Consider the following 21,549-nt stretch of genomic DNA (forward strand, 5'->3'; position numbering starts at 1 on the left):
CAACTATGACTATTATCGCTCCTTCTATACTATCAGCGGATTTTGCGCGACTGGGCGAGGAGATTCAGGCAGTGGAAAAGGCCGGTGCCGACTGGATTCATGTGGATGTGATGGATGGCCACTTCGTACCCAACCTGACCTTCGGCCCGCCTGTCATCGGGGCTGTTCGTTCGGTAACAACTTTGCCCTTCGACGTTCATCTGATGATTGAGCGTCCGGAGCTGTCTCTGGCCGATTATATCGCAGCCGGGGCGGACCGGATTACGGTTCACGCAGAGGCGTGCGTCCATCTTCATCGTACGATTCATGCCATTAAGGAGAAGGGCTTGCCTGCGGGAGTCGCGATTAATCCCGCCACGCCGGTCTCTGTGCTAGAGCCGATTATCCATGATCTGGACCTGGTTTTGATCATGACAGTAAACCCGGGCTTCGGCGGACAATCATTTATTCCTTATTCGCTGGTGAAGCTTCGTCAAGTTCGGGAAATGCTTCAGGAGCGCGGCTTGCAAGGCGTTGATCTGCAAGTAGACGGCGGCGTCAACCGCCAGACGGCTGGAGCAATTGTTGAAGCGGGCGCCAATGTGCTGGTAGCTGGCAACGCCGTATTCGGAGAAGTGGACCGTGCGGCTGCCATAGCAGCGCTGAGGCCAGGGGGACAGGCATGAATGAGACCGTAAAGACCAGTCTGGTCGTTATGTTCTATTCGCTGCTGACGGGCATTTGTATGGCGCTGTTCACGCAGATTGACGGCTTTGTGAAATTTTTGTTTTCATTGCTCGCCCTTTATATCGGCATTCGTTATTTCCGTCGGTTCGAGACGGTCGGCATGCGCGTTCTCTATATTGTGCTTGCACTGGTCTTTACCTTTATTACGATTCTCAGCTTTGTCGTGTATACGTTCCAACAACAGAACCCCGAGCTTTTTCAATAGGACAATTCATAATCCCCTCCCTTAGAGCGCTTGCAATGGAATAGGACAATGATCCTTCGCATAGGATGGTTACATGAGCGCAGGATGTGTCACGGAACCATTTCATGAGCGTGTCTGAGGAGGGATGAAGGCATGAAATTTTATACGATCAAGCTGCCGAAATTTCTGGGCGGGTTTGTTAAAGCGATTTTGAACACGTTCCAAAAAAATTGATCCCGACGCCGACGCCCACGGAATAGGCCAGGGTGGCAGGAAAAAAATAAAAGCACCTGAGATTCAGGTGCTTTTGTCTATGGCGCGAGCCATTCTTATACGCGAGTTACTTTACCGGATTTCAGAGCGCGAGCGCTCACGTATACGCGCTTAGGCTTGCCATCAACGAGGATGCGAACCTTTTGCACGTTAACGCCCCAAGAACGACGAGTTTTGTTGTTAGCGTGGGATACGTTATTGCCTTGACGCGGCGATTTGCCAGTCAGATAACATTTGCGGGACATGACTACACCTCCTTCAAAATTTGTGAAGCAAACTTCGCTGCATTAGCGTTAGTTTTAGAAATTGGATTCCAACGTTCGTTTCACATACACATGTATCATTAAACACACTCGAATATCGTATCATAAACATAGCGCCTATTCAACCCAATTCTAAGGATTGTTCGTCATTTTTCATGTACAGACTTCAATAACGGACATGTTTATAGTACAATGGTACATAGTCCATAATATACTGTAAGGGAGTGTATTGCCATGACATTACAACTGAATACGGAATTAGGCGCTATTCATGTAACAGACCATTGCATCGCCGTCCTGGCTGGCTCCGCAGCCATGGATTGTTATGGACTTGTCGGCATGGCTTCTCGCAAAGGCTTGAAAGACGGCATTGCAGAGCTGCTAGGCAGGGAGAACATGTCCCGCGGCGTAGAGGTTCGGCGCGAGCATGACAAGCTGCATATTGACCTCCACATCATTGTAAGCTACGGAACGAAGATTTCTGAAGTGGCGCATAACATTCAATCCAAAGTTACTTATGTGCTCAATAGCGTGATTGGCTTGCAGGTGGATGAAGTCCATATATTTGTACAAGACGTAAGGGTATCCAGGTAGCAGGAAGGGGAATTTTCATTGGGTAAGCGCTCGATTAACGGATCGGATTTTGCCGCTATGGCGTTGCTGGGGGCAGAGCTGTTGCAGCACAACGCGGAACGCGTAAATGCACTTAACGTGTTCCCTGTGCCGGACGGCGATACTGGCACGAACATGAATTTGACGATGAGCTCCGGCATCAGAGAGCTTCGCAGCAAGCCTTCTGAGCATGTGGGCAAAGCGGCGGAAGCATTGTCCAAGGGACTCCTTATGGGCGCGCGAGGCAACTCAGGCGTTATTTTGTCTCAGTTGTTCCGCGGTTTTTCGAAATCGCTTTCGACGCTTAGCGAAGCGTCGGCAGTGGAGGTTGCTGCAGCGTTCCAGCATGGCGTCGATATGGCGTACAAGGCTGTAGTCAAGCCTGTTGAAGGGACGATTCTGACCGTTGCAAGAGAAGCGGCCAAGCATGCCGTTCAATATGCTAGACGGGCAACAGATGTGACCGATCTGATGGTTGAAGTCCATCGGAAGGCGCATGAAGCGCTGCAACGCACGCCGGATCAACTGCCGGTGCTGAAGCAGGTTGGAGTTGTCGATTCCGGAGGACAAGGGCTTGTATACATCTATGAAGGCTTCGTACGCAGTCTGACGGAGAGCGAATCCGGCGGCTACCAGGAGCTGTTCCAATTGCCGTCCGAGGCAGCCTTGCCGGAAGAGGTGGCTGTACCGTCCGCAGCGAAAGTGGAGCGCAGAGGCGAGCCTAGCACCGCGCAAGCCCTGTTGTCTACGGAAGATATCGAGTTTTTATATGATATGGAATTTTTTATTAATCGTACACGTTCTGGTTCCACTGCGATGTTTTTTGATGAATCCGCTTACAAAAAGATATTGGAGCGAGACGGCGACTCCATTCTCGTTATTACCGATGATGATATTATCAAGGTTCATGTCCATTCCCGCAAACCGGGCGATGTGCTTAACGCCTCTCTGCCGTACGGCGAGCTGACGGATATCCACATCCTGAACATGCGCGAGCAGCATCGCGATATTGTGGCGCACGATACCGGCGCTTCCGTCAGCGGCGCCGACCTGTCCTCCGCAGAGCTGCTGGCGGGACAAGCGCTTACGGGAGTTTCGCCGGGCCAGGTATTCGAGCAAGCGCCTTATGGCATCATCGCAGTAGCGATGGGCGACGGCATTGCCGATCTGTTCCTGGGCAGCGATGTCGATACGGTGTTGTCGGGTGGACAGACGATGAATCCAAGCACAGAAGACTTCTTGATGGCAATTGATGCGCTGTCGGCCGAGCATATCTTCTTGCTTCCGAATAACGGCAACATCATTCTGGCAGCCGAGCAAGCAGCAGAGCTAAGCGACCGCAATATTACAGTAATTCCCACACGTACGATTCCGCAAGGACTTGCAGCGGTATTGGCGTTCAAGGAAGACGAGATGCCGGAGCGCAACGGCACATGGATGAAGAGTGCGGCGGAAGGCGTCATCTCAGGACAAGTGACGAAGGCGGTACGTGATACTTCCATCGATGGCGTAACGATTCGCGAAGGCGATTATATCGGCATCAAGGAGAAGGCGATTGTCGTATCCCATATGGACCTGCTGGCTTCTTGCCAAGGTTTGCTGGGCAGCATGCTGGCAGACGGAGGGGATCTGCTGACGGTGTTGACTGGAGACGAGTCGACAGACGAGCTGACTTCCGCTATATGCGAGTGGGCAGAGGAGCAATACCCGGAGCTTGAAATTGAGGTTCAGCATGGCGGACAGCCGCTTTATCCTTATTTGTTCGCTGTAGAATAGGTGACCTATCATCGATGTTTGGGAGGGGATTAGATGGGTAAAGTACGCATTGTGGCAGACAGCACATCGGATATACCGGCAGAGGTTCGCGAGCGTCTCGGTATTTCCATGGTTCCGCTGAAGGTGCTGTTCGGGGAAGAGACGTATACGGACTCCATTACCATCCAGGCTGACGAGTTCTACGAGAAGCTGAAGGCGTCGCCGATTCTGCCGACGACTTCTCAGCCTTCACCGGCCGAATTCTCGGAGCTTTACGAGCGTCTGCTCGACGAGGACCCGGATTCGCCGATCATCTCGATTCATCTGGCTTCGATCCTAAGCGGCACTTATCAATCCGCGTTTATTGCGGAATCCATGCTGGAACGTGAGGCTGATGTGACGGTCGTCGATTCCAAATCCGCGTCGTACGGTATCGGTCTTCAAGTGGTGAAAGCGGCCGAGATGGCGCAAGCCGGAGAAAGCAAGGAACGGATTTTGGAGGAAATTGAGCGCATCCAGAAGGATCTGCAAATTTATTTCCTCGTAGACAGTCTTGAATTCCTGCATAAGGGAGGCCGTATCGGCAGAGCTTCGGCGCTGATCGGCTCGATCTTGAATATTAAGCCGATACTCTCGCTCGACGAGAACGGCGGCGTCTACTCTGTGGATAAGGTGCGCGGCAGCAAGAAAGCGATGGCGCGTATTGCAGAGATGCTGAAGGAGAAGTTCGGCGATGAGCCGGTCGGTCTCATTCTGGCGAAGACGGATAATAAGGAAATAGCGGACGAGCTAGGTAATCGGGTGAAAGAAGCGATCAATGTGAAGCAGGTTGGCTATACGACAGTCGGCTCGGTCATTGGCGTACATACGGGTCCGGGCACATCTGCCGTATTCGTCTACAGGGTGTGAATGAGGCATGATGAAGCTGGATCAAATTTCAGTTCGACAACTCAAAGGCGTGAGCGCTCTGAAAGAAGGGGAGCTTCACGCCTTTGGCGTTCGCACAATAGCCGATCTGCTGGGGTACTTCCCATTTCGATATGAGGATTACCGTGTTCGTGAATTATCTGAGGTGAAAAACGGGGAGAAAGCAACCGTGCTGGGCATTATTCGCGGCAACGGCATGTTGCAGCGCTATGGCAGAAGCAAGTCTCGCCTCACTTGTAAGATTGAGGTGGGCGGTATGCTTGTGACCGCAGTATGGTTCAATCGCCACTTCTTGAAGGAGCAGCTGACGCCAGGCCGTGAAATTATGCTGACCGGCAAGTGGGAGCAGCACCGGCTGCAGATGACCGTATCGGATTCTGAATTCCCCGACAGCGCCAAAAACTCGAAGTCGGGCTCGCTCCAGCCCGTCTATTCCATCGGGGGCAACATTACACAGTCATGGATTCAGAAGATGATTGCAGCGGCACTGGAGCAGTATGGGCCGATGGTGGAAGAAGTGCTCCCGTATGAGCTGGTAGAGAAGCACGGACTGATGACTCGCGCGGAAGCGTTCAAGCTGCTGCATATGCCCGGCGACTTCCGCAAGGGTCAGGAAGCACGCAGACGGATGGTCTATGAGGAGCTTTTTCTCTTTCAGCTGAAATTACAGGCCTATCGCTCGCTGAATCGAGTCCGAAATGACGGCATCGCTTTCCGTATTGAGAGTGAGACCATACGCTCCTTCGCCGCGACACTGCCATTCGAGCTGACGGACGCGCAGAAGAAGGTCGTCAACGAGATCCTGACGGATATGCGCCGGGGTTACAGCATGAACCGCCTGCTGCAAGGGGATGTCGGCTCGGGCAAAACGGTCGTGGCAGCGATTGCGCTGTACGGCGCGGTAAAGGCTGGGCATCAAGGTGCGCTTATGGTGCCGACGGAGATCCTGGCAGAGCAGCATTCGAAGTCACTCCAGCGTCTGTATGACGGCCTCGGCTTGCAGGTTGGCTTGCTGACGGGCAGCTTGACGGAGCGGAAGCGCAGAGACCTGCTGGCGAGCTTGCAGATGGGGCTCATCGATGTCGTAGTAGGCACGCATGCGCTCATTCAGGAAGGTGTGTTTTTCCGCAGCCTTGGTCTTGTCGTGACGGACGAGCAGCACCGTTTTGGCGTCAATCAGCGCAGTATTCTGAGGCAGAAGGGGATGAATCCCGATGTGTTGACGATGACAGCTACGCCGATCCCGAGGACACTTGCCATTACGGCTTACGGCGATATGGACGTCTCGACGCTGAAGGAGATGCCGCGCGGACGGAAGCCGATCAAGACGTATTGGGTCAAGCATGGCTCCATGGAGCGTGTGCTGGGATTCATTCGCAAAGAGGTCGATTCCGGACGGCAGGTGTATGTCATCTGTCCGCTTATTGAGGAATCGGAAAAGCTGGATGTGCAAAATGCGATTGATCAGTATGTCCAGCTCCAGCAAGCCTTCCCCGACCTGAAGATCGGCTTGCTGCATGGCCGTCTGACGGCAGCGGAGAAGGATGCGGTCATGTCTGAATTCGGCGCCAACGAGTCTCAGGTGCTTGTCGCGACGACAGTTGTAGAGGTAGGCGTCGATGTGCCGAACGCTACGCTGATGGTCATTATGGATGCGGAGCGCTTCGGCTTGTCGCAGCTTCATCAGCTGCGCGGCCGGGTTGGCCGGAGCGAGCACCAGTCGTATTGCGTGCTCGTAGCCGATCCGAAGTCGGAGAACGGGCGCGAGCGGATGAAGGTCATGGCGGATACGACCGATGGCTTCGAGGTTGCAAGGCGTGACCTGGAGCTGCGCGGTCCCGGCGACTTCTTCGGCACGAAGCAGAGCGGCTTGCCGGAATTCCGCGTTGCGGATATGGTGGCCGATTACGAGGTGCTGGAGATTGCGCGCGAGGATGCGGGAAGGCTGACGGAACGGGAAGACTTCTGGAGCAATGAATCTTTCTCGCGGCTATGGAGCATTCTCCGGCAGGATCAATTATTTCAGGGCGAGCAGCTGGACTAGGCAATTATTGCGCCCCTTCGGCATATAGTTAGTTCATGTGGAACTATGGAGAAGGAATGCGGAAGCGGAGGTGCGTCAGCCGGTGAGCTACCAGAATTACGGCATTAAGCCGCAGTTAGTCGAGCGCGTGAAGCTGAAGATGAAAAATCCTGTCGTGAAGGACCGGATCAGGCAATTGCTTGGGCATGTGACCAAATACGATTTGCAGGACCGCGTCAAAGTACGCAAGCTGGTGAAATCAGCCGCCGTCATATTGCAAGAGAAATTATCGGATACACAAGAGGATCAGGTCATTAATTTTGTGCTTGCGCAAAAGATCGATCCCAATAATACGTTCCATTTGCTGAAGCTATGGGGCATGTTCCGCTGACCTTAAGGGGTCAGCTTTTTTTTTGTGATATGATTAGGGTGGCATATATACTTTGCGATGGATAAGGAGATGTGTTCATGGATCTCGGATTAAGGGATAAAGTAGCGATGGTAACGGGCGGCAGCAAGGGCATCGGGCTGGAGACGGCGCTGACGTTGGCTGCGGAAGGCGCGAAGGTTGCTATTGTGGCGCGTAACCTGGAATCGCTGCAAGCAGCGGCTGAGCGGATTAAAGAAGCGACAGGAGCCGAGACGCTGATTATCTCAGCGGATATCTCTGTGGAAGCGGAAGCGCTGGCGGCTGTAGAGCGCACGGCAGAACATTTTGGCGCTATCGACATTCTGGTCAATAACGCAGGCACATCCGCAGCGAAGCCATTCGAAGAGGTAGACTCGGAGAGCTGGGACACGGATCTGGATCTGAAGCTGCTTGGTCCGGTACATAGCTCCAAAGCCGCTATACCGCATATGCGCCGCCAGGGAGGCGGGGCGATTCTGAACGTGACGGCGATTAAAGGAAAAGCGCCATCCGCATCATCGCTTCCGACCTCCGTCAGCCGTGCAGCGGGACTCGCGCTGACCAAGGCGATGAGCAAGGATCTGGCAGCGGACAATATCCGGGTCAACGCGGTATGTATCGGACTGATCCGCAGCGACCAGATCGAGAAGCATTGGAAGGCATCGGCACCGGAGCTTACGTGGGACGAGTTCGCAGCTGATCCTCGCCATAACATTCCGCTGGGGCGGATTGGGCAGACGAAGGAAGCTGCTAAAGTCATCACGTTCCTTGTCTCGGGGGCGGCTTCTTATGTGACGGGTACAGCTGTTAATATTGATGGCGGGGCGTCGGCTGTGTTGTAAGCCGAGTTATTTAACTAAACCATATCATCTCGCAGCCAAACGACCGTTCTTCGATATCGCTATCGAGGACGGTCGTTTTGGTTTGTCTTTGACCAAGTCTTACTTTCCTTCATCCAATAAGGATAAGGTCATAGCTATACTTTGCCTAATGAACGCATCGTCCGGCTTTGACTTGACCATGACCGTAAGTCCGATCATGGAAACGACCAGGGATTGGGCCAGTGCTTCGGCATGAAGGGTCTCAGAGACCTCCCCTGTCTGCTGCCCATGTTCAATGACTTCTTGAAATATAGCGGCCAAATACATTTGATGCTCGCGCGTCAGAACGGCAAATTTGGAATCATGCGGAGCAAGCTCGACCATCGTATTGATGCAAAAGCAACCCCGATGAATATCGGACCTCTTATTCTCCTCTACACCAATCAGTTCAAATAACTCCCGGAATGCGGCCTTAACGGAAGCGCCTCGTTGAAGCTGCGACCTTACCTGAGAGGCATGCCAAGCGTTGTACCGGCGCAACGCAGCTTCGAACAACTCCTGCTTGTCCCCAAACGCACTATATAGGCTAGGCCTCTGAATCCCCATCCCGCTAGTCAAATCACGGAGCGAGGAGGCTTCAAATCCCTTTTCCCAGAAAATGCGCATCGCTGCATCGAGTGCCTTCTCTGTATCAAATTCACGTTGTCTCACCATTAGAATCACCTTTTTGTATCAATCAGTATTGATTATAGCGTAAATCCAGACGACCGAACTGTCAAGTTTGGTATGAACGTTATATTGGGTGATCGCGGAGAAAACCAATAGAATAGGGGATAGGAAACATGCCGATTCAGTTTCGTCTTTAAAGTTCACTTTATTCCTGTTGACATAACATTGAATAATGGCGTAATCTACATAACATATAACATACCGATCGGTACAAAATGAAATGCCAACTCTCTCTTTAGAAAGGTGTTAGTCCGTATGAATGCATCTCCTCAAGTTCAGGGCGTCCCATCTACTCACGCTGGATTGGCTCGTTCTGTTATTCTCTTATTGGCCGTATGCAGCGGACTTTCTGTCGCTAATGTTTACTATGCGCATCCGCTGCTTGATTCTATCGCGCATGACTTTCGGATTTCGCCAGCCTCAATTGGCATCGTGGTAACGGTCACCCAGATTTTTTATGCGGCAGGCTTATTGCTATTAGTTCCCATGGGGGACTTGTTCAATCGGCGCAAGCTCATTGCGATACAGATGTTATTATCTGTTGCAGCTTTATTGACGGTAGCCGTATCGTCATCCGTACCCGTTCTGTTCACTGGAATCGCGATCGTCGGTTTGTTGGCTGTAGTCGCTCAGACGATGGTGGCCGCTGCCGCCGCATTCAGCGCTCCAACAGACCGGGGACGCACGGTTGGGCTAGTCACTAGCGGTATTGTAATCGGGATATTGCTGGCGCGAACGATTGCGGGTACTTTGAACGACTGGCTGGGGTGGCGCTCCGTCTATATGTTTTCGGCTAGTCTTACCATGCTGGGCAGTATAGCGTTGTATCTGCTGCTACCAAAACAAGAATCAAAACGTGCCGGGCTTAGCTATGTCCGCATTGTTTTATCCGTATTTCAACTGTACCGCGATCTGCCGATTCTGCGAATCCGCGCTTTATTGGCTATGCTCATATTTGCCGCCTTCAGTATATTGTGGACAGCTATGGTTTTCCCATTAAGCAGCGCGCCTTTGTCCAGGTCTCATACCGCGATTGGCGCTTTTGGGCTTGCCGGTGTAGCGGGGGCGCTCGCAGCCTCCTTCTCTGGCAGATTGGCAGATCTCGGGTATGCCCGACGGGTCAGCGGCATCTCATTGGCAATTCTGTTAATCGCGTGGGTGCCAATCGGACTCCTATACCGCTCTATCGGTTTTCTTGTGATTGGGGTTATTCTGCTTGATCTGGCGGTACAAGCGGTGCATGTGACGAACCAAAGCTTAATCTACAAGTCTCGTCCCGAGGCGCAAAGCCGCTTGACTGCAGCTTATATGATTTTCTACTCCATTGGCAGCGCGTCAGGCTCGATCGCTTCAACCGCTGTGTATGCCTGGACAGGTTGGACGGGAGTATGCTGGTTAGGGGCAGCGGTAAGTGGAGTTGCATTACTGCTATGGGCGTATGATTCCTATAGAAAATGAAAGACACAGATAATAGCTGTGGATAACTAAAAGGCCGAAACGAGTTCCGAGTTCCATCCCTTTGAGCCCGATCAAGCTCGGCGTTTATAGGGTATATGTATGCTGAACAGCATATTTCCCAGATGGGGTTTTTATTGACTGCCGGGGTATGCTAAACTAGATACATACACATCTATCTTTCGACACTCAAGATGTTGGGATTCGGCAGAAGGGAGCAGCGTTCGATGCAAATATCCGATTTTTTATTTCCCAAAAACAAAGTGGCCTATATTCATTCTACCGACCACCTGCAGACGGCCCTCGAAATATTAGAAAAGACACAATATACGGCTATTCCTGTGATCGACGGGGATGGGAAGTATGTGTTCACGCTTTCTGAAGGCGACTTGTTGTGGAAGATGAAGTATACAGAAGGTCTCGGATTTCATAACCTCGATAACGTTAAAGTTAATCAAATCAAATGCCGGACGCGCAATGAATGCGTAGCGATCGAAGCAGATTTCGAAGACATGCTGGAGCTGGCTGCCGATCAGAACTTTGTTCCGGTGATCGACGAGAATCAGGTTTTTATCGGCATTATCCGCCGGAAAGACATAATAGAATATTATACAAGCACCATTACCGATTGATCGGTAATGCAAGCCAAGACAGCCCGTGTCCTTTCTGGATACGGGTTGTTTTTATAGGAAAGAAACGTTATTAAGCGTTGGACTTCTTGTTAGTGTATCGGGTGATCATTTTCGAGAAATGTAACTTTTGCAGCGGAAGAGGTGTTGACTCTGTATCAAGGTACAGACTTTATACTGGCAAAGGGGAGGGGAATGGATGGAGCGATTAACGGTTAGCCAGCTTGCTGGCGCGTGCAAGGTTCATATCGAGACGGTCAGATATTATGAAAAACGGGGGCTGATCCCGGAACCTTCGCGCGGGAACAACGGATACCGGGTGTATACGCATGCTACGGTGAAGGATATTCAGTTCATTAAGCGGGCGCAGGAAATCGGGTTTACGCTGGAGGAGATCAAGCGGCTGCTGTCCATTTATAAGAATGAGAAATCGATTCCGGCAGAAGAGATGCAGCAATACGCTGTAGAGAAAATTCAAGAGATTAAAGCGCGCATTAACCAATTGCTGCAGTTCAAGATTTTGCTGGAATCGGTGGGGAATCGTCCTATATCAAGCGGTACGCATCCAGTCGAATCATGCCCCGTTATTCAGAAATGTTCAGGAGAGGAGGATGGTTACAATGGGCGCGAAAATTGAGATTTTTGCGAATGACAGCGCGGAGGGAAAAGCGTTTATTGAGCGTGTGGAAAGTCTTGCTTGTTCCAAGTGCGAGGTCACGATTTATAATTTGAATGTTACGAAGGAAGAGGTTGAGGCTAAAGGGAAGCAGTATGGAATTACTGTTTATCCGGCGGTTGTTATGAATGGGAAAGTGATGGAGGTTGAGAAGTTTCAGAAAAAGGATGTTCTAGGGGAGCATTAGGGATGATCGGCAAAAAACAATAACGAAATAACAGATCTGACAAAGCCGGAAAGAGAACTCGCCTCAGAAAAATTGGAATAGAACAAGCTGGAGCACGGATTGAGCCTGTGTTCCGGCTTGTTTTTATTTTGTTAAGCATGTACGCTACAATATGTTTAGCTGGTACTAGGACGGTGAGCATGCGTGGATGATGATACGTTGGAGAAGAAACAAAAGGAATATGCCATACTTGATGAACTGAGCTTCAAGCTTAAGGATATAGAGTACATCAATAATCAACACAATAGATGGAATTTAAGATTGCAGTTTCTCGAGTCTCATCTTGTTCTCGTAGCGGCTAGCGGTCAGGGGCAACTAACGATTGATGGAAGGTTTATCGAGCTCCGTCAAGGAAGTATGTATGTCTGTGTTCCTGGTCAGCTTGTTGAAGCAGCTGTACATACATTGGATGAGCGGGGCTTTTATCATATGCGATTTGATATTATAGATAGCGATAAGGCCACTACGCAATCCTTAGGAAAAAGCAGGTTTCCGGTAAAGGGAGAGATTCCCGCGAAATCTCCGGTTGCTATTCTTTCTTTATGCCAACAGATCCGTCAATGTTTTCAGAAGCAGGATTATTTGACTCAATTTAGAAGTCAAATTTTATTTCAGGAGCTGTTATTTAACCTGATGCAAGACGCTCAGTCTATACAAGGCCATGGTTCTGAATCTGCGCTTGAGCATGTAAAAAGTTATATTGAGCAGCATTACCAACAAGAGATGACAATCGATCAGTTGGCTAAGGTGGCTGGTATTAGTACCCGTCACTTTATGAGATTATTTAAGAAAAAGTATGGTTACAGTGCTATTGATTATTTGGCTGTCTACCGAATTGAACAAGCGCAACGTCTGATGCGGTCAGGCGTGTCTAATCGGCTGAAGGATATTGCGCGTTATGTTGGTTATCAGGATGATCTTTATTTTCGGCGCAAATTCAAACAAATATCGGGTGTTCCGCCAGCGGAATTTATGAAAAATAGCAGAAGAAAAATCGTTGCCTACAATTTTCCAAACATTGGACAGCTTATTGCCCTGCAAATCATTCCATATGCTGCACCAGCGAATCATCCATGGACGGATTACTACAAGCGGAAGTATCAGGTGGATGCTTTATTGCCCTTAAGCTCTGATTCTTTGACCAAAAGAGAAGAAATTGGACAAGCTGAGCCGGATTTTATTATAGGAATTGATTCCATGGTGCCGCTTGAGGAACAAAACAAACTCAATGCAATTGCACCTTCTTATTTCTTGCCTTGGGGGAATCATGATTGGCGCACACATCTACGTTTACTTGCACACTTTCTAGACAAGATAGTGGCGGCTGAGACATGGCTTAAAAAGTATGCGCGAAAAGCTCTTTTTGTACGAGAACAGGTGAAGCCTGCGATTCAGGATGATCGGTTGCTCATTGTAAGAATAACGGCGGATCGTTTTTATGCTTTGGGAAATCGTAGCGTGGGTACGGTGTTTTTCGATGATTTGCAAATACTGCCGGCGCAAGACGTCACTCGGTTAAGCTTGGACGAAGAGATCTCGCTCAATGATCTGGTGGATTTGGATGCGGATCGCTTATTATTCATTATAGATGAGGATTTACAATCTCAATCAAGCTGGAGAACACTGCTCAATGCGAAAGAATGGAGTCATCTAAAGGCAGTTCAAACCTTTAAAACAGATGTGCTTCCATCCTATCCTTGGATCGAGTATACAGCGTTTACGCATGACCTTCTGTTGGATGAGGTATTAAAGCTATGGCGTGATCGTGCATAAAAAAATGTCGGTATTGTCAATGTTTTATGGATGCAAATTCATCTATACTCCTATTAACAGAGAATGATAATCATTTTTAATTGAGGTTATCATTGATGATTCACATTCAGGAGGACTATAGAAAATGAAGCAGCACCGAAGTTTATTGGTAGTGATGATCGTACTAGTAATGATGGTAAGCGCAGGGTGCGGAGCATCAAATGTTCCGAAAAATAACACAGGCGGGACAGATGAAGGCTCCGATCCCAAACAGCGTGTGCTGCAAACCTTGAAAGGTGACGTTAGTATACCAGTAGATCCTAAAAGAGTCGTTGGACTATCCGTGGTGTATCCCGATTTTCTGTATGCGCTTGGTGTTACACCAATTGCTGTTCAAAACTATCATGCAGAGTTTCCCGAATATTTGAAGAAACCCTTGAAGGATACATTAAAGATGGGAATTGCCCAAACGCCTGATTTCGAGATGATTCTGGCCTCTCAGCCTGATCTTATTATTGCTCCTGCTTGGTGGGCCGAAAAGGATTATGAGCAGCTTTCGAAGATCACATCCACTGTGTTATTGCCTCAGCGAGAGGATTGGAGAGAAGAACTGAGGGATATAGCTGACGTATTGGGCAAATCAGAGCAGGCTGAGACCGTGATTGCAGAATTACAGACGAAAAAAAAGGAAGCGAAAGAAAAGCTTCATTCCTTAGTTGGGGATGAGACTGTGATGTACATGATGATTAGATCCAAAGAGATTATCATTTATGGAGAAAACATTGACCGTGGCAGCTTCATTCATAAAACGTTAGGCCTTAAGCCAGTCAAAGAGTTCCCGCAAAATGAACTCAGTCTTACAATTTCATTGGAGAAGATACCCGAATATAATCCAGATCATATCATTGTGCAGCTCAACGATGACAGTGTTGAAGTGAAAAACCGATATGAAGAAATGATCCGTACTTCCCTATGGAAAAACATGACCGCTGTTAAGAAAAATCAGGTGTACATGGTCGGCGGTAAAGAATGGTTTAACCTGGGGATGTCTCCGCTAGCTGATCTGTATGCTATTGATGACGTTATACGTGCTTTTGAGCAAAAAAAATAATGAGGGATATAGAGTGGGTATGGTGCCGTCCATTATAATTTCGAATGATAAATTTGAAGATGTTCTCTCGAAGCAAAGGGATACTCTTATGACTGGGCGTATTCAAAGATCTGCTTAGTATGCAATTGCGTGTGGCCAAAATACCCGCTATTGCACACCCTCCGTACACTCGTCGGACACATCATCTCTGTATACTTCCGAGTATAAACCACTTGGAGGTATCCTTTATGACAAACACGAACATGAAAAAAGCCGCTGTCATTATTAGCATCACAGCCGTACTAGCATCCTTTTCCGGGCAAGCTTGGGCTGCGCAAAGCAGCCATGCGGTAGCAGCTACTTCCGTCACGGTATCGGACAGCAAGAATCCTTATTATGTTGCCGGCATAGACAATCCAGCAGAATTCACGCGTTATTTTGCCCAATTGCAGAAAGCCGTTAAGGATAACAAACCAGAGGACGTAGCCAAGCTGATGGCTTATCCGATGAATTGGAATCACGACAATAAACAAGCTGTCATTCACAACAAGGATGAGTTTATCAAAAGTTACGATCAAATCTTCACTTCCCGTGTGCGTGAACAGCTGCTGGCGCAAGCTGCGGACAAGGTGTTTGTGAACTGGAAAGGCATTATGGTGGGCGAAGGAGATCTGTGGATCGGCAAGCAGAACAATAAGCTTGGCGTGATTGCGGTCAATATCATCAACAACCCGTACGAGGTTGCCGGGATTAAGAGCGCAGCGGAACTTGAGTATTTCCTGACCAAGCTTCAAGATGACGTTCGCAAAGGCAATAAATTCGAAGTGGCAGGCAGCATGACATATCCGCTCAAAGTGAACAGCAAGGGCAAAACCGTTGAAATCACATCCAAAAGAGATTTCATCTCCAAATATGATAAAATCATGACCGCTAATGTGAAGGAGAAGCTGTTGACTCAAAAAATCGAAGCCGATCAACTCTTCGTCAATTGGAAAGGCGTTATGGTTGGCGACGGAGCGTTGTGGATGGGACAGACCGGGGAAGCAATTGGAGTATTGGCTATTAACCAGTAATGGGAGTCATGTAAAACAATTAACGCTAAGTCCTGAAAAGTCGCCTTTAACAGGCGGCTTTTTTTGTACGTTCTTATGTGCACAATGAAAATTAAGATGGCCGCGGCATTACTCAAATGACGAATAAGGCAGCTATATAATTTTTGACCAGTATCTAAAAGAGGAACATGTGGATTTTAGAAACTTGCTCATAACGGGTCAGGCCGCAGATGGGACGCCGGCGCTATACCGACGAATCATCTGTGGCCCTGTAGGGTGAGGTTTCGAAGCTTTAGGCGCGGAACTGCCGGAATGCCTCGACCATCTCTCGGGTGAAGATCTCCGGCTCCTCGAACGCAGCGAAGTGGCCGCCGGCCTCAACGTGGTTCCAGTAGAAGAGTTTCTCCCACGCCTGCTCCGCCCACTCGCGCGGCGGGATATAAGTCTCAGCCGGGAACAGGCTTGCACCCATCGGCACGGTGATGCGACCGCCGCCGGAGCGGGCCGCCGAGAAGAACTCCGGACCTTGGATGGTAGCGCCCACGCCTTCCCAGTACAGACGAGAAGCAGACGGGCCGCTGCTGGTGAACCAGTAAAGAGAGATGTCGTTCAACATTTGGTCGCGGGTCAGCGCGTCCTCGGGACGGCCGTCGTTGTCGGTCCACTCGTGGAACTTCTCATACATCCAGGCCGCGAGCGCGACCGGCGAGTCGTTGAGCGCATAACCGATGGTCTGCGGACGGGTGTTCATCTCATCCGCGTAACCCGTTTTGTTCGTGACGAACAGGTTGATGCGAGCAAGGGCGTGCGCCTCCTCTTCGTTCGGGTTCACCGGGATCTCGGCAGGCACGACCATCGGCAGGTTCACATGCGCAGCCAGCAGCCCTTTGGGCGCTTGTGAAGCGAGGGCTGTGGTGACAGCCGATCCCCAGTCGCCGCCCTGCGCGACGTAACGATCGTAACCAAGGCGTTCCATCAGTTGCGCCCATGCGGCTGCGATGCGGCCGGGGTTCCAACCGAGATCACGCGGCTTGTCGGAGAAGCCGTAGCCAGGCATAGAGGGGATGACTACATGGAAAGCATCCTCTGCGCTGCCGCCGAAGCGCTCTGGGTCAGTAAGACGCTCTGCCGCATCGAGAAACTCGATGATCGAGCCCGGCCAGCCGTGGCTAAGCAGAAGCGGCATAGCATTATCGTGCTTCGAACGCAGGTGGATGAAGTAGATGCCGACACCGTCGATCCTCGTGCGGAACTGCGGGAACGTATTCAGGCGCTTCTCAAATACGCGCCAGTCGTATTCGTTCTTCCAGTACGCGATGAGCTCCTGCGCCGCGGCAAGCGGGACGCCCTGCGTCCAGTCGTCGACCAGTTCACGGTCCGGCCAGCGCACCAAGCTCAGGCGCAGCTTCAAGTCGTCGATCGCCTCCTGTGGAATATGGACCTCGAACGGCGTGATCTCTTCAGTCGCTTCTCTGTCGTGCTTGTCGTCCTCGAAGCCAGTGATTGTTCCGTCATCACTGATAGCCTGCATCGATTGCAATCGATGATGCTCTCCGGCAAGATCTTCAATTGCCTGCAGGGTATGCTTCGCTTGAAGGAGTAAATCTTTCTGATGTTGTTCTACTAATCTTTGTTCAAGCTTCTCAAGTTTTTCAATCATGAGCAGTCATTCCCTTCGTCTATTCCTTTGGCTTAAAGTTTCAGGGCACAAAAATACTCTACAGCTTCGAGTAAGGTCTAAGTCAAGCATCTTGCAAGGTACTTTTTGGAGTATGAAAGCTAAAGTGCTGTCACATCATACATGCCAAGTTAATAGTAGAATCGGCAGTTTCTTACATTCCTTGTTTCTTGTTCTTGCCGAACTGCGACCGAATCACAGCCACAATCAAAATAAGCAGAACCGGTAGCACGTAGGTAATGTTGTTGATCAGCGGCCAGGAGAGGTTCACCAGCTCCTCCAGCTCGGCTTCCTTGGTGTATGTGGTGACTGATAGCAGCAGGCAGATAAAGGAGACGGGGAATACCAGGTAGCGCTCGTTGTCCAGCTTGAGCAGCTCCTTCAGCAGCTTCATCAGGATCAACAGGAGGATGGACGCCTTAAAGTAAAAGCCCACGATTAGCGAGAAGCCGATAACGGACTCGATGCGCTCAATCAGCTCTTGAAAATAGATTAACCGCGCTAGTTGGTACAGCGAATATTTTAGATCGCCTGAGAGCGGACCCAGCACCATAATGCTGCTGATGACGGATAGAATGAGCGTTGACGTGTTGACGATAAGTGCGGCATACATATGTTTGCCCAGCTTGGTATTGTCCTTGCGCCGTACGAAAGGCAGGATGACGGCGAAGACAACCAGCTCGGAATAGGGGAATCCGTAGACGACATAAGCGGCATTCAGGATTGGACCGAATCCGTCAGGCATGACGGGGAGCAGATATTCAGGATGGTACAGGCTACCGACCAACAGCCAGATTAAGACGATAAAGGCAAACATCAGCGCCAATAGCACTGCCGCCATGCGGGCCATCACTTCAATCCCAGCCAAAGCCGTAAGCGCGATGGTGACAAAAAACAGTGAATTCACGGCATATGTTGGCGTTTCCTTCAGCATCGTGTTTTTGAAAAAAGTGCCAATCTCGATGACAATGCCTGCGATGTTCCAGAACATAACGCATGTGAGGGGAAGGAGCAGGATGAGCGTAAGCGTATTGCCCAGCAAGGCGCGGCTTTGTCCGATTAGGGAAAGCTCGGGGGACTTCCGGTGCAGGTATAGAATGCCCGCCAACAGCAGTGCGCCCATAACCGCAGCAATGATAAGAGAGATCCATGCGCCGTTGCCGCCCAGATTGGTCAAGGGAGCGGGCACAATGACGATCGAGGAGCCGGTCATGAAGAAGAGGAGCAGCATGGACATTTGGATGGAGCTGATATATTCTTGCTTGTTCATGCGTTCCTCTCCTTTCCCTTAAGATTGTGCCGGATTCAGCCAGTGAACGATCTGCTGCGCCGGCTTGTTGAACAGATTGAAAATGGTGTCCACATTCGGCCAAGGCTTGGCGGTGATGAAGAGAAAGGCCAGATACAGCATAGGCAGCATCAGAATGCCGTAGACCATCCGGTCATGCTTAGTGCACTTCTTCAGTCTCGGGATGTCATAACTCAGCATCGCGGCAGCTAATATGAGAATGCAGATCAACTTCCCCAGCATCGTTATTTCTCCTTTGTTCCGAATAAGGTGCCAGCATTCATGCCCGTGCTGAGCACGCTCACATCCACATGAACTTCGAATTGGCTCTCGGCAATCAAGCTATCCCATTCCGGCTCGAGCTGTCTCCATAGCTTCGGGTGTTTTCGAAAAATTTGATTGCCGATCCCTAGCGCGTCTAGCTTCTTTTTTTGCAAGAGGGCCAGGAGATGCTGGATTTGCTTCTCGACCTGCTGCGTGATAGCCTCCTCGAACTGCTCCACATCTTTGCTGGTTTTCAGATGGGAGCAGCGCAGCTCGCCGATCGTGCCCTCAATTGCGATGTCCGCGATAACATGGATGGCATCTCCCTTGATTGTGGGGCTTAGCCTGCTGTTGAAGCTCAACACTTCCAGCGATTCTTTGTCCTGTATGCGATGGTTGACATTGTTCAAGCACGGAAACTCTAACACCCCGTATTTGTATTTATTCGTCAGCATCATGAACGCTTCGGTGTCCGGCTCCTTAAGCACGCCGACCATTCGCCCGTCGCGAATTAAAGCGACGCCTGAGATGATGGCTTTGGGTTCTGTGCCGTCGTTATGCAGATATGGAATGGTGGATGTTTTGGACGGGCTGCTTAATTGAATCGCCAAGTCGTATAACGGAATGCTCGATGTCTCGGCGGAAAATTGCGTGCCGCTCATCTCCATTCGTTTGAACTGTTGGCCGATGGTCTGCTCGATAAACGGTTTGATGTCGAGATAATGTCCCGCTGAATGCTGAGCGATAATGGGAAGGATGGTGCCTCGCGGTTCGTGGTCCCGGGAGAAGAAATCAAGCACTTCCCGTATGTTCAGCGATCTGGCGAGCTGTTCGCCCAGCAGAATGACGCGCATGTGATCCCACTTGGCTTTCCGACCGAACTTCGATGGAATCTCCCTCATCGCATCAAAAAAGGTTTCGCCGGTGGTCACGATGTTAATTCCTTTCGGCGCGGGGTTTCCGACATTGCCCATCTCGATATTGCTGGACGGGTTATAGAAGTGGGTTGTAATTTGAATTTGATGCTCGTCAATCATATCGATCGCGATCGCTTGGACATAGCCGTATTCATCCAGCTCCTTGTTATCCCAGCATCCGCAGAGCAGGCTGAGAGCAAGCAGCAGAGCGAGCAAGGAGAGAGGGCGCTTCACGATGTTTTTTTCCTCCCTGATGATTTTCGGTAGAGGTGCCGGTTCCGGGGCGAATGGAGCAGCAGCCTCGGCAGCACCACAACAGCATCCCGCAATCTCTCGATATCCAGCGGTGCGAGGGAGGTGAGATATGGCACGCCTAGCGAACGCAAGGTAGCCAGATGGAGGTAGATCAGAATAATGCCGACCATGATGCCAAGCCCGCCGAAGGTCGCTGCGAGGAACATCAGCGGAAACCGCAAGATCCGCAGCGCAATCGCCATATTGTAGTGAGGCAGGGCGAACGATGCGATGCCTGTCAAAGCGACGACAATGACCATAACCGGCGAGGCAATCTGCGATTGAATGGCGGCTTGGCCGATGACGAGCGCTCCAACAATGCTGACGGCGGAGCCGATGGGCCGCGGCAACCGGATTCCCGCTTCCCTCAGCAGCTCAAAGAAAAACTCCATGATCAAAGCCTCGACCAATGCCGGGAACGGGATGCCCTCTCGCGTGTTCAGGATTGCAAGCAAAAGAACGGTCGGAATCAATTCGGAGTGAAAGGTAGACAGCGCAATATAGGTGCTGGGCAGCAGCAGAGCAATGACGAAAGCGGCTATCCGTAAAATCCGAATCAAGGATGAGAAGATCGAGCGATAATAATAATCCTCGCTGTTGGTGAAAAATTCAATAAAGCTGCCTGGACATATGAGCACGGATGGGCTTCCGTTCACCATGGCGATAATCTTGCCCTCCAGCAAGGCGGCAATAACCGTATCGGGACGCTCCGTATACCTGACCTGCGGGAAAGGGGAATACAGAGATTCGCCGATCCATTCCTCCAGATAGGACACTTCTACGATTTCTTCATTGCCGATTTGGCCTACTCTTTTTTTGAATTCGTCCAATATCTCTGGTTTCACGACGCCATCCAAATAACCGTAGGATACCGTCCGCTGGACATGCTCGCCGGATATGAAGCGCTCGAATTTGAGATGAGGCGACTTCAACAGACTGCGAATGACGCCGATATTGCGTTCCAGACTTTCGATAAAGCTGACGTGAGGGCCTTGAACAGTAGGCTCGGTAATCGGCTCTGATGCCTGGCGCTGCTCGACGTCGAAGGCGGAATAAGTCAGAGCCTTGGGCCATCCGTCAAAAAACAAAACGACCTTGCCGTCCAGAATGGCTGCGATTACAGCAGAGATCTCCGCAAGCAGTTCAACATGGGGAGAGGCGATGCCTTGCTGCTCGAAAAAACGGCTGACATCCTGCACGGTCAACTCGGAAGCAGGCCCAAGCTCGTGCGACACCAGGTTCTGCAGCGTATCCTTTACATAGTGGGTGGGCGTGGATTTGGTAAGGGTATCAAAATAAACGGAAGAGGCCGAATATGCCAAGCCGGGGCCGTAGGTCCAGGTCGTGATTTTGAGATCAGTACATTGGGCAAATACGGTTTCCAGCACTTCACGGTTATCGGCGAGTGATGCGGCAATGAGCTGCTCTCCCGCTTGTTTCCCGGAATTCTCTGACGAGTGGTTGGGCGGGAGGTCTTTATTATTCGGCGATTTCCTCATGCGGTTC

The 21,549-nt window shown here is 50.5% G+C and carries 23 protein-coding genes; 16 read left to right on the forward strand and 7 right to left on the reverse strand.

Going from position 1 to position 21,549, the window contains the following annotated elements; translation table 11 throughout:
- Positions 1 to 5 precede the first annotated feature (5 nt).
- The 3 genes from rpe to spoVM all read left to right on the forward strand — a co-directional run bounded on the left by rpe (position 6) and on the right by spoVM (position 1,144).
- Positions 6 to 665 carry a ribulose-phosphate 3-epimerase gene (gene rpe, locus ACFVSO_RS14075; RefSeq protein ID WP_387474512.1) on the forward strand — a complete coding sequence of 220 codons (660 nt, stop codon included), beginning with the start codon at positions 6 to 8 and terminating at the stop codon, positions 663 to 665.
- Positions 662 to 931, forward strand: coding sequence for a hypothetical protein (locus ACFVSO_RS14080; protein WP_387474514.1), 270 nt, complete (start codon positions 662 to 664; stop codon positions 929 to 931). Before rpe ends, ACFVSO_RS14080 begins: the two co-directional genes overlap by 4 nt.
- A 132-nt stretch (positions 932 to 1,063) precedes the next feature.
- A complete protein-coding gene (spoVM, locus tag ACFVSO_RS14085; RefSeq protein ID WP_010345573.1) occupies positions 1,064 to 1,144 on the forward strand; it encodes a stage V sporulation protein SpoVM in 81 nt (26 codons plus the stop codon).
- A gap of 95 nt (positions 1,145 to 1,239) precedes the next feature.
- On the opposite strand, the gene rpmB is transcribed toward spoVM, so the two are convergent.
- A complete protein-coding gene (rpmB, locus tag ACFVSO_RS14090) occupies positions 1,240 to 1,428 on the reverse strand; it encodes a 50S ribosomal protein L28 (RefSeq protein WP_068683988.1) in 189 nt (62 codons plus the stop codon).
- Positions 1,429 to 1,680: 252 nt separating this feature from the next.
- Here rpmB and ACFVSO_RS14095 point away from each other — a divergent pair, with 252 nt between their 5' ends.
- From ACFVSO_RS14095 to ACFVSO_RS14120, 6 genes are all read left to right on the forward strand, one after another.
- The gene (locus ACFVSO_RS14095; protein WP_116043323.1) at positions 1,681 to 2,040 is read left to right on the forward strand and encodes an Asp23/Gls24 family envelope stress response protein; all 360 of its coding nucleotides are present in this window, start codon (positions 1,681 to 1,683) and stop codon (positions 2,038 to 2,040) included.
- Positions 2,041 to 2,097: 57 nt separating this feature from the next.
- The gene (locus tag ACFVSO_RS14100) at positions 2,098 to 3,834 is read left to right on the forward strand and encodes a DAK2 domain-containing protein (protein ID WP_387475334.1); all 1,737 of its coding nucleotides are present in this window, start codon (positions 2,098 to 2,100) and stop codon (positions 3,832 to 3,834) included.
- Positions 3,835 to 3,867: 33 nt separating this feature from the next.
- Complete coding sequence (locus ACFVSO_RS14105; RefSeq protein ID WP_387474517.1) at positions 3,868 to 4,722, forward strand: DegV family protein; 855 nt, start codon at positions 3,868 to 3,870, stop codon at positions 4,720 to 4,722.
- Positions 4,723 to 4,732: 10 nt separating this feature from the next.
- Positions 4,733 to 6,784 (forward strand): ATP-dependent DNA helicase RecG, encoded by a 2,052-nt coding sequence (gene recG / locus ACFVSO_RS14110; protein WP_387475336.1) that lies wholly within the window; start codon positions 4,733 to 4,735, stop codon positions 6,782 to 6,784.
- Positions 6,785 to 6,866: 82 nt separating this feature from the next.
- Entirely contained in the window at positions 6,867 to 7,154 is a 288-nt protein-coding gene (locus ACFVSO_RS14115) for a stage VI sporulation protein F (protein ID WP_387474519.1), read from the forward strand.
- 77 nt (positions 7,155 to 7,231) lie between these two features.
- The gene (locus ACFVSO_RS14120; protein WP_387474521.1) at positions 7,232 to 8,014 is read left to right on the forward strand and encodes an SDR family NAD(P)-dependent oxidoreductase; all 783 of its coding nucleotides are present in this window, start codon (positions 7,232 to 7,234) and stop codon (positions 8,012 to 8,014) included.
- Positions 8,015 to 8,113: 99 nt separating this feature from the next.
- On the opposite strand, the gene ACFVSO_RS14125 is transcribed toward ACFVSO_RS14120, so the two are convergent.
- Complete coding sequence (locus tag ACFVSO_RS14125) at positions 8,114 to 8,707, reverse strand: TetR/AcrR family transcriptional regulator (protein WP_387474523.1); 594 nt, start codon at positions 8,705 to 8,707, stop codon at positions 8,114 to 8,116.
- A gap of 270 nt (positions 8,708 to 8,977) precedes the next feature.
- Here ACFVSO_RS14125 and ACFVSO_RS14130 point away from each other — a divergent pair, with 270 nt between their 5' ends.
- The 7 genes from ACFVSO_RS14130 (at position 8,978) to ACFVSO_RS14160 (ending at position 15,623) form a co-directional block, all read left to right on the forward strand.
- The gene (locus ACFVSO_RS14130; protein ID WP_387474525.1) at positions 8,978 to 10,180 is read left to right on the forward strand and encodes an MFS transporter; all 1,203 of its coding nucleotides are present in this window, start codon (positions 8,978 to 8,980) and stop codon (positions 10,178 to 10,180) included.
- Positions 10,181 to 10,404: 224 nt separating this feature from the next.
- Positions 10,405 to 10,809: a CBS domain-containing protein gene (locus ACFVSO_RS14135; RefSeq protein WP_387474527.1), complete on the forward strand. Its 405-nt coding sequence runs from the start codon at positions 10,405 to 10,407 to the stop codon at positions 10,807 to 10,809.
- 196 nt (positions 10,810 to 11,005) lie between these two features.
- Positions 11,006 to 11,443, forward strand: coding sequence for a MerR family transcriptional regulator (locus ACFVSO_RS14140; RefSeq protein ID WP_387474529.1), 438 nt, complete (start codon positions 11,006 to 11,008; stop codon positions 11,441 to 11,443).
- Complete coding sequence (locus ACFVSO_RS14145) at positions 11,427 to 11,669, forward strand: glutaredoxin (protein ID WP_387474531.1); 243 nt, start codon at positions 11,427 to 11,429, stop codon at positions 11,667 to 11,669. The genes ACFVSO_RS14140 and ACFVSO_RS14145 overlap by 17 nt, the downstream gene beginning before the upstream one ends.
- 198 nt (positions 11,670 to 11,867) lie before the next feature.
- The gene (locus tag ACFVSO_RS14150) at positions 11,868 to 13,481 is read left to right on the forward strand and encodes a helix-turn-helix domain-containing protein (RefSeq protein ID WP_387474533.1); all 1,614 of its coding nucleotides are present in this window, start codon (positions 11,868 to 11,870) and stop codon (positions 13,479 to 13,481) included.
- A gap of 124 nt (positions 13,482 to 13,605) precedes the next feature.
- Entirely contained in the window at positions 13,606 to 14,571 is a 966-nt protein-coding gene (locus ACFVSO_RS14155; RefSeq protein ID WP_387474535.1) for an ABC transporter substrate-binding protein, read from the forward strand.
- Positions 14,572 to 14,798: 227 nt separating this feature from the next.
- On the forward strand, positions 14,799 to 15,623 hold the full coding sequence (locus tag ACFVSO_RS14160) for a hypothetical protein (RefSeq protein WP_387474537.1): 825 nt from the start codon (positions 14,799 to 14,801) through the stop codon (positions 15,621 to 15,623).
- Between the two features lie 271 nt (positions 15,624 to 15,894).
- Here ACFVSO_RS14160 and ACFVSO_RS14165 read toward each other — a convergent pair whose 3' ends face one another.
- The 5 genes from ACFVSO_RS14165 to ACFVSO_RS14185 all read right to left on the reverse strand — a co-directional run bounded on the left by ACFVSO_RS14165 (position 15,895) and on the right by ACFVSO_RS14185 (position 21,542).
- Entirely contained in the window at positions 15,895 to 17,262 is a 1,368-nt protein-coding gene (locus ACFVSO_RS14165; RefSeq protein ID WP_387474539.1) for an epoxide hydrolase family protein, read from the reverse strand.
- A gap of 172 nt (positions 17,263 to 17,434) precedes the next feature.
- Positions 17,435 to 18,550, reverse strand: a complete 1,116-nt coding sequence (locus ACFVSO_RS14170) for a GerAB/ArcD/ProY family transporter (RefSeq protein ID WP_387474541.1) — start codon at positions 18,548 to 18,550, stop codon at positions 17,435 to 17,437.
- A gap of 18 nt (positions 18,551 to 18,568) precedes the next feature.
- Positions 18,569 to 18,811, reverse strand: coding sequence for a hypothetical protein (locus ACFVSO_RS14175; protein ID WP_387474543.1), 243 nt, complete (start codon positions 18,809 to 18,811; stop codon positions 18,569 to 18,571).
- Between the two features lie 2 nt (positions 18,812 to 18,813).
- On the reverse strand, positions 18,814 to 19,983 hold the full coding sequence (locus ACFVSO_RS14180) for a Ger(x)C family spore germination protein (RefSeq protein WP_387474545.1): 1,170 nt from the start codon (positions 19,981 to 19,983) through the stop codon (positions 18,814 to 18,816).
- Complete coding sequence (locus ACFVSO_RS14185; protein ID WP_387474547.1) at positions 19,980 to 21,542, reverse strand: spore germination protein; 1,563 nt, start codon at positions 21,540 to 21,542, stop codon at positions 19,980 to 19,982. The genes ACFVSO_RS14180 and ACFVSO_RS14185 overlap by 4 nt, the downstream gene beginning before the upstream one ends.
- Positions 21,543 to 21,549: the final 7 nt, after the last annotated feature.

It is taken from the genome of Paenibacillus sp. NPDC057967, from assembly GCF_042887015.1.
Lineage (GTDB): Bacteria > Bacillota > Bacilli > Paenibacillales > Paenibacillaceae > Pristimantibacillus.